The following is a 13,158-nucleotide window of genomic DNA, read 5'->3' on the forward strand; positions in this document are numbered from 1 at the left end:
GAGCCTCATGCCTTGGCCTTTTGGCCTGTTGAGGCGCTGATGCGGGTCGTCTAAAGACATCCCCCGCCGACGGCCGAGAGGCAGCGTCGACCACTTCATTCGCACTGATGAGCCTGCCGCCTGCTGGAACGCGTCTGCGATCCGGCGGAGCGGCACGGCTCTCGTGTGTCCCAACAACCGCATAAGAAGCGCGGAGCCGATATGTTCAAAGATGGCATCGAATCCTCAGGCAAAACCCAGTTTCCCGGCGTGGCGGCAAGCGCCACCGCGAGGGGTGGGTTGGACAGCGACGCGCGCGATGCTTGGGATCGGGTTCGCCGTCGGCTGCGGGCCGAGGTCGGTGAGGAAGTCTATTCGAGTTGGTTCCCGCGCATCGAGCTCGATGGGATTAATGACGGCTTCGTGCGCCTGTCCGTGCCCACCCGATTCCTCAAGACCTGGATCCAGCAGCATTATATCGAGCGCCTCGTCGCTCTGTGGCAGGAAGAAGCCTCGGCGGACCGCGTCGAGCTGATCGTCCGCACCGCCGTGATGCGCACGCCGGGCGCCGCTCCGATGCCGGTGCGCGCGGCCATCACGCGTGTCGCGCCGCCCGTGGAAGCTGAGCCCACGCCGTCGACTCCGGCCTCGCTGGCCAATCCGGCCGAGGTGGCAAATGGCTCTCCACTGGACCCGCGCCTTACGTTCTCGACCTATCATCTTGGCGACTCCAACCGCCTCGCCCATGCGGCGGCGCTGAAGGTGGCACATGCGCCCGCCGGCAGCGGCCCGGTGTTCAACCCGCTCTATCTCCATGCGGCCGTGGGACTGGGCAAGACACACCTGCTTCAGGCCATCGCCGCCGATGGCGCCGGCCATGGTCGCCGCGTCGTCTACCTCACCGCCGAGCGCTTCATGTACGGCTTCGTCGCCGCGCTGAAGAGCCAGTCCTCGCTCGCCTTCAAGGAGCAGCTTCGCGGCATCGACACGCTCGTCATTGACGACCTGCAGTTCCTGCAAGGCAAGAGCGTGCAGCAGGAATTCTGCCACACGCTCAATGCCTTGATGGATTCCGGCCGTCAGGTGGTGATCGCCGCCGACCGTCCGCCCGCCGAGCTCGACGCGCTGGAGGAGCGGGTACGCTCGCGCCTCGCCGGCGGGCTTGTGGTCGAAATCGCGCCGCTCGACGACGAACTGAAGCTCGAAATCCTGAACGCCCGCATCGCGACGCTGGCGCAGCAGCATCCGGGCTTCAGCGTTCCGCAAGACGTGCTCAATTTCATCGCCCGCCATTGCGGCCAGAACGGCCGTGACCTCGACGGCGCGCTGAATCGCTTACTGGCGCATAACCAGCTCACCTCTCGCGCCATCACGCTCGAAATGGCCGAGACCGCCGTGCGCGACCTGGTGCGGTCGAGCGAGCCCAAGCGCGTACGGGTGGACGATATTCTGCGCGTCGTCGCCAAGCACTACAATGTCAGCCGCGCCGACATCCTCTCCCAGCGCCGCACCGCCAATGTGGTGAAACCGCGCCAGATCGCGATGTATCTCGCCAAGATGCTGACCCTGCGCTCGCTGCCGGAAATCGGCCGGCGCTTTGGCGGTCGCGATCACACCACGGTGCTGCATGCCGTTCGCAAGATCGACGGCCTCGTCGGTACCGACCGCGTGCTCGCCGATGAGGTCGAGACGCTGAAGCGGCTGGTCAACGACGAGTAGCTCCGGGCGCCGCAGACGGCGTTTTGCCCGATATACCCGCAGATTTCCCCATCATTTCGGCGCATCTCTTGGGTGCGCCGCTTGCCTTGATACGCGGGGGGCGGCAATGTCGGCGCCCCCGGCGGCGCGGTCGCGCCGCTGCCCGGGGCGCGTGGCCGGGGTCGTTCGGCCGCCCGTGCCTCGTGCACCTTTCCTTTTTCGTAAAGCCACGGGTGTCGCGGCCATGAAGGTCACTGTCGAGCGGGCCGAGTTGCTCAAGTCTCTGGCCCACGTCCATCGTGTCGTCGAGCGGCGCAACACCATTCCGATCCTCGCCAACGTGCTGATGCGCAGCGATCCGCGCGGGCTCGCGCTGCGGGCCACCGACCTCGACATCGAGATTGTCGAGACGATCGCGGCCGAGGTTCAGGAAGAAGGCGCGACAACCGTCCCTGCGCATACGATCTACGACATTGTCCGCAAGCTGCCGGAAGGCGCGCAGGTGCAGATCGAGACATCGGGTGACCGCAGCACGCTCACCGTGCGTGCCGGCCGTTCGCGCTTCGCCCTGCAGACCCTGCCGGAGAACGAGTTCCCCGATCTGGCCGCCGGCGAGATGACCCATAGCTTCACCCTGCCGGCCGGCGAGCTGAAGCGCCTCGTGGACAAGACCCAGTTCGCGATCTCGACCGAAGAGACCCGCTATTATCTCAACGGCATCTATCTCCACGTAGCGGACGCTGGCGGACCCGTGCTGCGCGCTGTCGCCACCGATGGCCATCGCCTGGCGCAAGCTCAGACGGCTGCGCCTGCCGGAGCCAGCGGCATGCCCGGCGTCATCGTGCCGCGCAAGGCCGTGGCCGAGATCCAGCGGCTTGCCGAGAATGCGGATGCCGAGGTGACGGTGGAGCTTTCCGCTGCCAAGATTCGCGTGTCGCTCGATCGCGTGGTGCTGACCTCCAAGCTCATCGACGGCACCTTTCCGGATTATGGGCGCGTCATTCCGGTCGGCAACGACAAGACTCTCGTGGTCGACAAGGCCGATTTCGCTTCCGCCGTCGATCGCGTGTCAACCGTGGCCAGTGAACGGGGCCGGGCGGTGAAGCTCTCCATCGCGGATGGCAAGCTCACCCTCTCCGTCACCAACCCGGATTCGGGCAGCGCCACCGAGGAAATCGAGGTCGAATACGCGGCTGAGCCGATCGATATCGGTTTCAACAGCCGCTACCTCCTCGACATCACCTCGCAGATCGAAGGCAGCACGGCCGAGCTGAAGCTTGCCGATCCCGGTTCGCCCACTCTCGTGCAGGACCCGGACAAGCGCGGCGCGCTTTATGTGCTGATGCCGATGCGCGTGTGAGCGCGACCACGACGGTTACGGCCCGCCTCGCGCGCCTGCGGCTGACCGATTTCCGCAGCTACCCGTCTGCGGATATTCGCGTTGGCACAGGGCCCATCGTGTTGCTGGGCCAGAACGGGGCCGGGAAGACCAATCTTCTGGAAGCCATCTCGCTGCTAGCGCCGGGTCGTGGCCTGCGGCGCGCCACGCTCGACCAGTTCGCGGCGCGTCGGCCTGGCGCCCAGGGGTGGGCGGTGTCCGCCGTGGTCGAAGGGGCGTATGGCGAGGTCGTGCTCGGCACCGGCGTCGAAGCCGACAGCGAGGCACGAACCCGCCGCTGCCGTATCGACGGTGAGGCCGTGGGCTCGGCCGCTGCCTTTGCCGCCCATGTCCGCATTGTCTGGCTGACACCCGACATGGACGGGCTGTTTCTCGGCCCGCCCTCGGAACGTCGGCGTTTTCTCGACCGGCTGGTGCTGGCGGTCGACGCCGAGCACGGGGCGCGGGTCAACGCGCTGGAGCGGGCGCTGCGGTCGCGCAATCGCCTGCTTGAGGAGCTCACGACCGATCCCCGCTATCTCGACGCCGTGGAACAGGAACTGGCGGCGCTGGCGATCGCGGTGGCCGCGGCGCGGATGGAGACGGTGCAACGGCTTGCCGCCGGCATCGCGCAGGGGCGCGAGGCGCGTGACGACGGTACGTCCCTTTTCCCCTGGGCAACGGTTGCGCTCGACGGCGAGGTGGAGCGTGCGCTGACGACCGAACCGGCAACGGTCGTCGAGGATCAGTACCGGATGGCCTTGCGTGCCGCCCGCCCGCGTGACCGCGCGGCAGGCCGGACCCTGGAGGGGCCCCATCTGACCGACCTGCTCGTCGGCCATGGCCCGAAAGCCATTCCCGCTGGACAGGGCTCCACCGGCGAGCAGAAGGCGCTGCTGATCGGGCTCGGCCTTGCGCATGCCCGTCTGGTGACGGAGATGACGGGCGGGACGCCCGTCATGCTCCTCGACGATGTCGTCGCCTATCTCGACCCCGAACGGCGCATTGCCCTTTTTGCCGCGCTCGACGCGCTCGGCGCGCAGGTGTGGATGACCGGCGCCGACCCCTCGGCCTTCGCGGCGCTGGCTGGACGGGCGGAAACCTTCGCTGTGACGCCCGGCCATGTCGAGAGGCACGCCTGAAGCCTTGAAATAAAAGGGAAAACGCCCTAAATAACTGCCTATGCCAATGGGCTTGTCGGCGGGCTCCGTCGTAGTGGCCTTTCACCTGGGCCCCAGCCTGTCAAAGTGCGCGCGCCCCGCCACGAATTCACCGTGCGAGTGCGGTATAAATCCTAATCACGTCCTCGATTCGTAGAGCTTCATTCCATGGCCGACCCTGACAACGCTCCGTCCCCCGCCGCGAACACCGCGAACGGGGAAGACTATGGCGCGCAGTCGATTCAGGTGCTTCGCGGCCTCGACGCGGTGCGCAAGCGCCCGGGAATGTATATCGGCGATACGGATGACGGCTCCGGCCTCCACCATATGGTGTATGAGGTGGTGGACAACGCCATCGATGAAGCCCTGGCCGGCTATGCCGACGAAGTGACGGTGACGCTGAATGCCGACGGCTCGGTGACCGTGACCGATAATGGCCGCGGCATCCCGACCGACATCCATGACGAGGAAGGCGTCTCGGCGGCCGAGGTCATCATGACCCAGCTGCACGCGGGCGGTAAGTTCAACCAGAATTCGTACAAGGTCTCCGGCGGCCTGCACGGCGTCGGCGTCTCCGTGGTCAACGCCCTGTCGACGACCCTTGATCTCACCATCTGGCGGAATGGGCTCGAACATCACATGCGCTTCCGCCATGGCGATGCCGAAGCACCGCTGGCGGTGAAGGGGCCCGCGCCCGAAGGCCGCCGCGGCACGATGGTGACCTTCGTTCCAAGCCCGCAGACCTTCACGCATATCGAGTTCAGCTATTCGACGCTGGAACACCGGCTGCGCGAGCTCGCCTTCCTCAATTCGGGCGTGCGGATCGTCCTGACCGACGCCCGCCATGCGGAGGTGAAGCGCGAGGAAATGATGTATGAAGGCGGCGTCGAAGCCTTCGTCCAGTATCTCGACCGCTCCAAGCAGGCCTTGTTGCCCAAGCCGATCGTGATCCGCGCCGAGCGCGACGGCATCATGGTCGAATGCGCCCTCTCATGGAACGACAGCTACCATGAGAACGTGCTGTGCTTCACCAACAACATTCCTCAGCGCGACCGCGGCACCCATTTCACCGGCTTCGCGGCGGCCCTGACACGCCAGATCATCGGCTATTCAGAGCGCTCCGGCATCGCCAAGAAGGAAAAGGTCGACCCGACAGGCGAGGATTGCCGCGAGGGCCTCACCGCCGTGCTCTCGGTGAAGGTGCCGGACCCGAAATTCTCGTCGCAGACCAAGGACAAGCTGGTCTCGTCCGAGGTGCGGCCGGTGGTCGAGGCGCTGGTGAACGACGCGCTCGGCACATGGCTGGAAGAGCACCCCGGCGAGAGCAAGGCGCTGGTGACCAAGGTGGTCGAAGCCGCTGCCGCGCGCGAAGCCGCGCGGCGGGCGCGCGAACTCACCCGCCGCAAGAACCCGCTCGATGTCGCTTCGCTGCCCGGCAAGCTCGCCGACTGTCAGGAACGCGATCCGGCCAAATCCGAACTTTTCATCGTCGAGGGTGACTCGGCCGGCGGCTCCGCCAAGATGGGCCGCAACCGGGCCTTCCAGGCGATCCTGCCGCTGCGCGGCAAGATTCTGAATGTCGAGCGCGCCCGCTTCGACAAGATGCTCTCTTCCGATCAGATCGGCACGCTGATCACGGCGCTCGGCACGGGAATCGGCCGCGACGACTTCAATGTCGACAAGCTGCGCTACCACAAGATCATCATCATGACGGACGCGGACGTGGACGGTTCCCACATCCGCACCCTGCTTCTGACCTTCTTCTTCCGCCAGATGCCGGATTTGCTTGACCGCGGGCACATCTACATTGCCCAGCCGCCGCTCTATAAGGTGACGCGCGGCAAGTCCGAGCAATATCTCAAGGACGAGCGCTCGCTGGAAGACTACCTCATCACCCAGGGCCTGGACGAGGCGTCCTTGCACCTTGCCACCGGCGAAGTGCGCGGCGGGGCCGATCTTCATCATGTGCTGGAAAGCGCCCGCTCCTTCCGCCATGTGATGAATGGCCTGCATCCACGTTACAACCGCGCGGTGGTGGAGCAGGCGGCGATCGCCGGCGCGCTGATGCCCGGCCTGCTGGTTGAGGAAGAGCGCGCCACTGAGATCGCCAATGTCGTCGCGGGCCGGCTTGACCGGATCGCCGAGGACACGGAACGCGGCTGGGTCGGCGAGGCCGACGGCGCTGGCTTCCGCTTCACACGTACGGTGCGCGGGGTGAAGGAAGTGGCCGTGCTCGACGCCACCTTCATCGGCTCCGCCGAGGCGCGCCGGCTCGACAGCCTGGCGGCCGACCTGCAGGAGGTGCATGCCGACCCCGCCACACTGCGCCGCAAGGGATCCGAAACCCTCGTCTTCGGCCCGATGGACCTGTTCGACGCCGTGACCGACGCCGGCCGCAAGGGCGTCGCACTGCAGCGCTACAAGGGCCTTGGCGAGATGAACGCCGAGCAGCTGTGGGAGACGACCCTTGATGTCGATGCCCGTTCGCTGCTGCAGGTGAAGGTGAAGGAAGTCGCGGACGCCGACGACCTGTTCAACCGCCTGATGGGCGATGTGGTGGAACCGCGCCGCGAGTTCATCCAGGACAATGCGCTGCGCGCCAGCGTCGACGTCTGAAGCCAAACTCCGCGAAGCGCTGTGCTGGCGCAGATGTGAGGGGCGGACGGCTCGTCGCGGAGCCTGCCCGCCCCATAGTGTTGTGCGACTTCCCTTACGACAGGAGCCGCACCATGCCCTCACCCCTTCGCCCGCCACGCACGATGCTCGGCATCGGCCTTGCCGGCCTCCTTGCCCTCTCGGCCCCCGCTCTCGCCCATCACGGCTGGAGCTGGGCGGAGAGCGAGCAGATGACGCTGGAAGGCACCATCAAGACCATCTCGATGGCGCCGCCGCACCCCTCGCTTGAGGTAACGGCCAGCGACGGCACGCTCTGGCAGGTTGATCTCGGCAATCCCCGCCAGACTGCCGCGTCCGGCTTCACCGGGGATACGGCCAAGCCCGGCGACGCCATCACCGTGCTTGGCAACCGCAATCGCGACAGCGCCAAGGCCCATATGAAAGCGGTGCGCATCACGCTGGCGGGTACGAATTACGACATGTACCCCGAGCGGATCGGCCGCAACTGAGGTTGCAGGTGGAGGATCCGGGAAGCCTTCTCGCCGCGCTTGGTGACTGGCCCGGCGCCCGCGCCTTGCGGGCGTCGTGGATCGCCTACCTCCTCGTCAATGCGGCCCACATTCTCGGCGTCGCGCTGCTGCTCGGCGCCATTCTCGTGCTCGACCTGCGGCTGCTTGGTGCGTTCGGCTCTGTGCCGCTTGCCGTGATGGGGCCGCTTCAGTTGCGGGTGGCGGCTTTTGGCCTTGGCCTCGCTGTGCTCACGGGGGCGTGGCTGTTCTCGATACGACCCACCGACTACGCCGCCAACCCCGCCTTCCAGATCAAGCTGGCCCTCCTTGCCGCGGCGCTCGCGAATATCGGGCTTCAGCACGCGAATGCACGCTTGCCGCTGGCGATGACGGGCGCGCCTGTCACGCCCGCTGTGCGCGCCTGTGCCGCCGCGTCGCTTGTGCTCTGGCTCGCCCTTCTCGTGGCGGGACGGTGGATCGGCTTCGCCTGAGGCGGGCTTGGCCGCAAGTTCACTCGCCTTCGCCGTCCGCTGGCTCTAGAGTGCCCCGTCCTTTGCGTCGAGTTCTTGCCCATGACCTCCCTGCCCTCCCCTGCCCCCCGCACCGGCGCCCGCCTCCTCGTCGATGCCCTCCTCGCCAACGGCGTGACGCGCACCTTCGGCGTGCCCGGCGAAAGCTATCTCGACGTGCTGGATGCGCTGTCCGATAGCGCCATCGACTTCGTGATCTGCCGGCAGGAGAGCGGTGCGGCGATGATGGCGGAAGCCTGCGGCAAGCTGACCGGGCGGCCGGGAATCTGCTTCGTCACGCGCGGGCCCGGCGCCACCAATGCGAGTGCCGGGATCCATATCGCCCAGCAGGATTCGACACCGATGATCCTGTTCGTCGGCCAGATATCGCGGGCCATGCGCGGGCGTGAAGCGTTTCAGGAGCTCGATTACCGCGCCGTCTTCGGCCCGCTCGCCAAATGGGCGGTGGAGATCGACGATGCGGCGCGCATCCCGGAAATCGTCTCCCGCGCCTTCCGCGTCGCCATGCAGGGCCGGCCGGGGCCGGTGGTCGTTGCCCTGCCGGAAGATGTGCTGAGCGCGCTCGCCGAGGTGCCGGACGCGCCCGCCGTGGAGCCGGCCGAGACCTGGCCGGGCCTTGCCGACATGATGCGGCTGCAGCGCCTGCTCTGGGCGGCGAAGCGGCCGCTGATGATCCTTGGCGGGGCGCGCTGGAATGAACGGGCGGTCGCCTCCGTCGCCCGCTTCGCCGAGCGCTTCGAACTTCCCGTGGCGGTCAGCTTCCGGCGGCAGATGCTGTTTCCGGCGGATCACGCCTGTTTCGCCGGCGACATCGGTTTCTCCGTCAATCCGAAGCTCACGGCCCGGCTGAAGGACGCCGACCTCATCATTCTCGCCGGTGGGCGGTTCGGCGAGGTGCCCTCGCAGGGCTACAGCCTGCTCGGCATTCCCGATCCCGGCGTGCCGCTCGTGCATGTCCATGCCGATGCCGAAGAGCTGGGCCGGGTCTATCAGCCCGCGCTCGCCATCAACGCTTCCTCCGGCGCCTTCGCCTCCGCGCTGGAAGGGGTGCAGCCGCCAAACACCATCACCTGGGGCGACTGGCGGGCGCAGGCGCGGACGGACTATCTCGAATGGACCGAGACGCCCCCCGCCAATCCCGGCGCGGTGCAGATGGCGAGCCTCGTGCACTATCTGCGCGCGCTGCCCAAGGACACGATCATCTGCAACGGCGCGGGCAATTTCGCCATCTGGGTGCACCGCTTCCATCGCTTCCGCGCCTATGGCACGCAGCTCGCGCCAACGTCGGGGTCGATGGGCTATGGGCTGCCGGCTGCGGTCGCGGCGAAAATCTCCCAGCCGGAAACACCTGTGGTGGCCGTGTGCGGCGACGGGGATTTCCTGATGACCGGGCAGGAATTCGCCACCGCGGTGCAGTATGGCGCGCCCATCGTCGCCATCGTGGTGGACAATGGCATGTACGGCACCATCCGCATGCATCAGGAGCGCGAATATCCGACACGCGTCTTCGGCACCACGTTGAAGAATCCGGACTTCGCCGCCTATGCCCGCGCCTTTGGCGGCTTCGGCGTGACGGTGGAGTCCAACGAGGCGTTCGTGCCCGCGCTCGACGCGGCCTTTGCGTCGGGCGTGCCGGCGATCGTGCACGTGAAGCTCGACCCGGAAGCGATCACACCGACCACGTCGCTCACGGCGCTGCGGGAAAAGGCGTTGGCGGGGCGGTCGAACGCCTAGAGCCTGCTCCGATCAGGTTGAAACAACCTGATCGGTGAATCAGTCTCTAAAGTATTGATAGAGAACGTTTTACCGATCTGATTGCGATGCAATCAGATCGGAACGTGCTCTAGTCGGACGGCGGCCGCGTCTGCGCGATCACGGTGACGGGCGCCTGCGCCAGACGGCGGCAGAGCCGCCGCTCCTGCACCAGCGGCCACCAGTCGAACAGGAAAATCTCCATTGGCCGCCAGTTCGCCACCCAGCCGAGGATGACCAAGCCTTCCATGACAACGCTGGCGAGGCGTGAGTAGGGGAAGAGGTTGACCAGCGACTGGCCGACCAGCAGACAGAGGCCGAGCACGAGAACACCGATGGCCAGAGCCTTGCGGCCCTCGGCAAATAAGCGGGTCAATTCGCGGCTGCCCCGTTCCGCGCGGTTCTGGAAATGCTGCCGGAAAACAGCCGGCAGGCCCTGGGCCAGCGGCCCTTCGACCTGCGCGGACGGAAGGTGGACGATGATGGCCAAAGAGGTATCGGGCGGCACGTCAAGGGCGTGCTCGCGCACATAGTCGTCGACTTCCCGGTCGAGACCCCGCTCGCGGAAGGGAAAGGGGTCGAGCATGTCGAGCAATTGCTGCGGGTCATCCACCCGCAGGTCGATCTGCCCCTTGCGCCGTCTCGGCATGTCGTCCCCCAAGAGCAATTCCGGCAAAAGTGCAGAGCGGTTTTGCGATAGGAAGTGCGTATAATCAGAGAGTTAGAGCCTTTGCGGTGAATGCGAATTCACCGCAAAGGCTCTCATGTGAGGGGCGCCGCACGCGCGTGCGCCCCTCTTCGCCGCCACACTGGCTTTCGCTACGCCTTGGCGAGTTCACCGGAAAGCGCCCGCGCGATCAGGGCGCGGGTTTCGGGAATGCCATAGGCGGCGACGAAGCCACCGAAACGCGGGCCTTCCTTCTCGCCGAGCAGCAATTCATAGAGCGCGCTGAACCACGCAAAGGTCACGCCCGGCCCGCCGGAAGGGCTTTTGCGCTTGTGGTCCTGATAGCGCGGTTCGGCACGGCCGACATCGAGCACGGCGTTCTGGATCGCATCGCGATCCTCGCCATCCACTTCCGCCAGCGCCGCGTCGAGCCGCGCCAGAGCCTGCGCCTCGACCTCGTCGGGCAGGCGATAGCTCCGGTGCGGCTTCACCCGGTCGATGAAATAGCGCACGGCATAGCCGGCCAGCTGGTCGACGGTCGGGTGGGTTTCCGGCGAGGTGCCGGGCGCATAGCGCTCAATGAAGCGCCAGAGCACGCCCTTGTCCTCGGCATTGGAAGCCGAGGCGAGCTTGAGCATCAGGCCGAAGCTCAGCGGCAATTCCTCCACCGGCGGGTTGCCGGAATGGATGTGCCACACAGGATTGCCGAGCCGGTTCTTCCAGTCCTGCGTCGGATAGCGGGCGAGGAAGCTGAAATACTCATCCACCGCCTTGGGGATCACGTCGAAATGCAGCTTCTTGGCTGAACGCGGCGACTGGAACATATACAGCGCCAGGCTCTCCGGGCTGGCATAGGTCAGCCATTCGTCGATGGTCAGGCCGTTGCCCTTCGACTTCGAGATCTTCTGGCCGTTCTCGTCGAGGAACAGCTCATAGACGAAATGCTCGGGCGCGATGCCGCCGAGGATTTCGCTGATCCGGTCATAGATCGGTGCGTTGGTCTGGTGGTCCTTGCCGAACATCTCGAAATCGACATCGAGCGCCGCCCAGCGGGCACCGAAATCCGGCTTCCATTGCAGCTTCACATGGCCGCCGGTGACAGGAAGGGTCTTGTCCACCCCGTCCTCGTCCGTGAAGGTGATGGTGCCGGCCTTCGCGTCAACGGCCTTTAGCGGCACATAGAGCACGCGGCCGGAAACCGGCGAAATCGGCAGGAAGGGCGAATAGGTCGCCTGCCGCTCCTCGCCCAGCGTCGGCAGCATCACTTCCATGATGGCCTCGTACTTCTCCGCCGCCTTCAGCAGTACGGCATCGAGCTTGCCGGAGAAGTAGTAGTCCGTGGCGCTGGCGAATTCGTAGTCGAAGCCGAACGTGTCGAGGAACCGGCGGAGCATCGCGTTATTGTGGTGGCCGAAGCTCTCATAGCCGCCGCCGAACGGGTTCGGTACCTTGGTCAGCGGCATTTGCAGATAGGGCTTCAGCGCCGCCGGGTCCGGAACGTTTTCCGGAATCTTGCGCATGCCATCCATGTCGTCGGAGAAGCAGAGCAGGCGCGTGGGAATCTTGCCCTCGGTCAGCACGTGGAAGGCGTGACGCACCATGGTGGTACGTGCCACTTCGCCAAAAGTGCCGATATGCGGCAGGCCGGACGGGCCGTAGCCGGTTTCGAACAGAACCTCGTCTTTGGGTTTCCGCTTCAGACGCTCGACGATCTTGCGGGCTTCCTCGAACGGCCAGGCACCGGCGGTCTCCGCCAGCGTGCGCAGTTCGACTGCAAAATCTTCGACCGGAGCGGTCGCCGTCATGATAGGCCCTCCTGGGCTTGGCTTCACTGAAACGTCAAAGGCGGCTGCGCCGCCTCGGCCCATGCTCTAGGTAGTGCGGCGGTCCGCGTCAATAAACGCTGATCGGGAACCAGCGCAGGTAGAGGTCGGTATACACCCCCTCCTCCCACAGCTGGGCCAGCGCGTAGTTCAGCGACTGGCGCAGGGGGTCGTTGCCCCGCTTAACCGCAATCCCCATCCCCTCGCCGAAATAAAGGCTCTCGGTGAAGGGGCCGCCGACAAAGACACAGCAGCCGGCGGAGGCCGTGCCGTTGAGCCACAGGGCGAGCTGCACGCCATCGCCAAAAAGCAGGTCGATGTCGCCCTTCTGCAAGGCGGCTCGCGCCGCGTCCGCATCGGGAAAGCGGCGGATGGCGATCTCGTTGAAGAAGTCGCGCAGATAGGCCTCGTGCGCGGTGTCGGCGACCACGCCGACCGATTTGGAGGCGAGCGCGTCCGGCGTCACCTTCTGCGCCGGATCGCCGTGACGGGCGACGAAGCGGGCGGGCGAGCGGAAATAGCGATCGGAGAAATCCGTGCGCTCGCGGCTGGCGGCGGAAATGGCGATACCCGCGATGGCGGCATCCGCCTTGCCGCTGTCCAGCGCCTCGACGAGTTGCTCGAAGGGTAGGATTTCAAGCGTACAACGAATGGCAAGCTCGGTGCAGATCGCGCGGGCGATGTCGACATTGAAGCCGGTCGGGCGCCCGTCCTCGCCGCGGAAGCTGAAGGGCGGATAGTCCTCGGTGGTGACAAAACGTATCTGGACCGGCAGGCGGGTGACATCCGGCCGCTCCGGCCGCCGCTTCGGGTCCCAGAAGCCCGGAACCATCACCGCCGCCGGAGCGCTGGCAGCCGTGGCTGGGGTCGCCACCTGTTGCGCCCGCGCCACACCGCCCTGCAATCCCAGCGCAAGGACAGCCGCCCCGGTAAGCACCGTCATCAAACAGGACTTAACTGCCGGATAAAAATACCGCACACTTTCCTCGCGCTGGATCAGGCGGATGCCGCGCCTCCGCGATGTTCTACCGTCTTGGTTTGCACTA

The 13,158-nt window shown here is 66.0% G+C and carries 10 protein-coding genes; 7 read left to right on the plus strand and 3 right to left on the minus strand.

Features of this window, described 5'->3' with window-relative positions; translation table 11 throughout:
- Positions 1–279: 279 nt before the first annotated feature.
- The 7 genes from dnaA to ACP2AH_RS13235 all read left to right on the plus strand — a co-directional run bounded on the left by dnaA (position 280) and on the right by ACP2AH_RS13235 (position 9,604).
- Complete coding sequence (dnaA, locus tag ACP2AH_RS13205; protein ID WP_425107037.1) at positions 280–1,698, plus strand: chromosomal replication initiator protein DnaA; 1,419 nt, start codon at positions 280–282, stop codon at positions 1,696–1,698.
- A 223-nt stretch (positions 1,699–1,921) separates the two neighbouring features.
- On the plus strand, positions 1,922–3,037 hold the full coding sequence (gene dnaN / locus ACP2AH_RS13210) for a DNA polymerase III subunit beta (protein ID WP_425106225.1): 1,116 nt from the start codon (positions 1,922–1,924) through the stop codon (positions 3,035–3,037).
- The gene (gene recF, locus ACP2AH_RS13215) at positions 3,034–4,197 is read left to right on the plus strand and encodes a DNA replication/repair protein RecF (protein WP_425106226.1); all 1,164 of its coding nucleotides are present in this window, start codon (positions 3,034–3,036) and stop codon (positions 4,195–4,197) included. The genes dnaN and recF overlap by 4 nt, the downstream gene beginning before the upstream one ends.
- 186 nt (positions 4,198–4,383) lie before the next feature.
- Entirely contained in the window at positions 4,384–6,831 is a 2,448-nt protein-coding gene (gyrB, locus tag ACP2AH_RS13220) for a DNA topoisomerase (ATP-hydrolyzing) subunit B (protein WP_425106227.1), read from the plus strand.
- A gap of 113 nt (positions 6,832–6,944) precedes the next feature.
- Positions 6,945–7,340, plus strand: a complete 396-nt coding sequence (locus tag ACP2AH_RS13225; RefSeq protein WP_425106228.1) for a DUF6152 family protein — start codon at positions 6,945–6,947, stop codon at positions 7,338–7,340.
- An 8-nt stretch (positions 7,341–7,348) separates the two neighbouring features.
- The gene (locus ACP2AH_RS13230; RefSeq protein ID WP_425107038.1) at positions 7,349–7,831 is read left to right on the plus strand and encodes a DUF2214 domain-containing protein; all 483 of its coding nucleotides are present in this window, start codon (positions 7,349–7,351) and stop codon (positions 7,829–7,831) included.
- An 81-nt stretch (positions 7,832–7,912) separates the two neighbouring features.
- Positions 7,913–9,604, plus strand: coding sequence for a thiamine pyrophosphate-binding protein (locus tag ACP2AH_RS13235; protein ID WP_425106229.1), 1,692 nt, complete (start codon positions 7,913–7,915; stop codon positions 9,602–9,604).
- A 109-nt stretch (positions 9,605–9,713) separates the two neighbouring features.
- Here the strand turns inward: ACP2AH_RS13235 and ACP2AH_RS13240 are convergent, their stop codons facing one another.
- From ACP2AH_RS13240 to ACP2AH_RS13250, 3 genes are all read right to left on the minus strand, one after another.
- Complete coding sequence (locus tag ACP2AH_RS13240) at positions 9,714–10,271, minus strand: hypothetical protein (protein WP_425106230.1); 558 nt, start codon at positions 10,269–10,271, stop codon at positions 9,714–9,716.
- Between the two features lie 170 nt (positions 10,272–10,441).
- Entirely contained in the window at positions 10,442–12,094 is a 1,653-nt protein-coding gene (locus tag ACP2AH_RS13245; RefSeq protein ID WP_425106231.1) for a lysine--tRNA ligase, read from the minus strand.
- An 88-nt stretch (positions 12,095–12,182) separates the two neighbouring features.
- Positions 12,183–12,944: a transporter substrate-binding domain-containing protein gene (locus ACP2AH_RS13250; protein ID WP_425107039.1), complete on the minus strand. Its 762-nt coding sequence runs from the start codon at positions 12,942–12,944 to the stop codon at positions 12,183–12,185.
- Positions 12,945–13,158: the final 214 nt, after the last annotated feature.

Source organism: Ancylobacter sp., from assembly GCF_965249975.1.
Taxonomy (GTDB): domain Bacteria; phylum Pseudomonadota; class Alphaproteobacteria; order Rhizobiales; family Xanthobacteraceae; genus Ancylobacter.

Excerpts from the sequence above, each read along its gene's own strand:
- dnaN (WP_425106225.1), top strand. The coding sequence starts at position 1,922 with ATGAAGGTCACTGTCGAGCGGGCCGAGTTGCTCAAGTCTCTGGCCCAC.
- gyrB (WP_425106227.1), top strand. The coding sequence starts at position 4,384 with ATGGCCGACCCTGACAACGCTCCGTCCCCCGCCGCGAACACCGCGAAC.
- ACP2AH_RS13225 (WP_425106228.1), top strand. The coding sequence starts at position 6,945 with ATGCCCTCACCCCTTCGCCCGCCACGCACGATGCTCGGCATCGGCCTT.
- ACP2AH_RS13235 (WP_425106229.1), top strand. The coding sequence starts at position 7,913 with ATGACCTCCCTGCCCTCCCCTGCCCCCCGCACCGGCGCCCGCCTCCTC.
- ACP2AH_RS13240 (WP_425106230.1), bottom strand. The coding sequence starts at position 10,271 with ATGCCGAGACGGCGCAAGGGGCAGATCGACCTGCGGGTGGATGACCCG.
- ACP2AH_RS13245 (WP_425106231.1), bottom strand. The coding sequence starts at position 12,094 with ATGACGGCGACCGCTCCGGTCGAAGATTTTGCAGTCGAACTGCGCACG.
- ACP2AH_RS13250 (WP_425107039.1), bottom strand. The coding sequence starts at position 12,944 with ATGGTTCCGGGCTTCTGGGACCCGAAGCGGCGGCCGGAGCGGCCGGAT.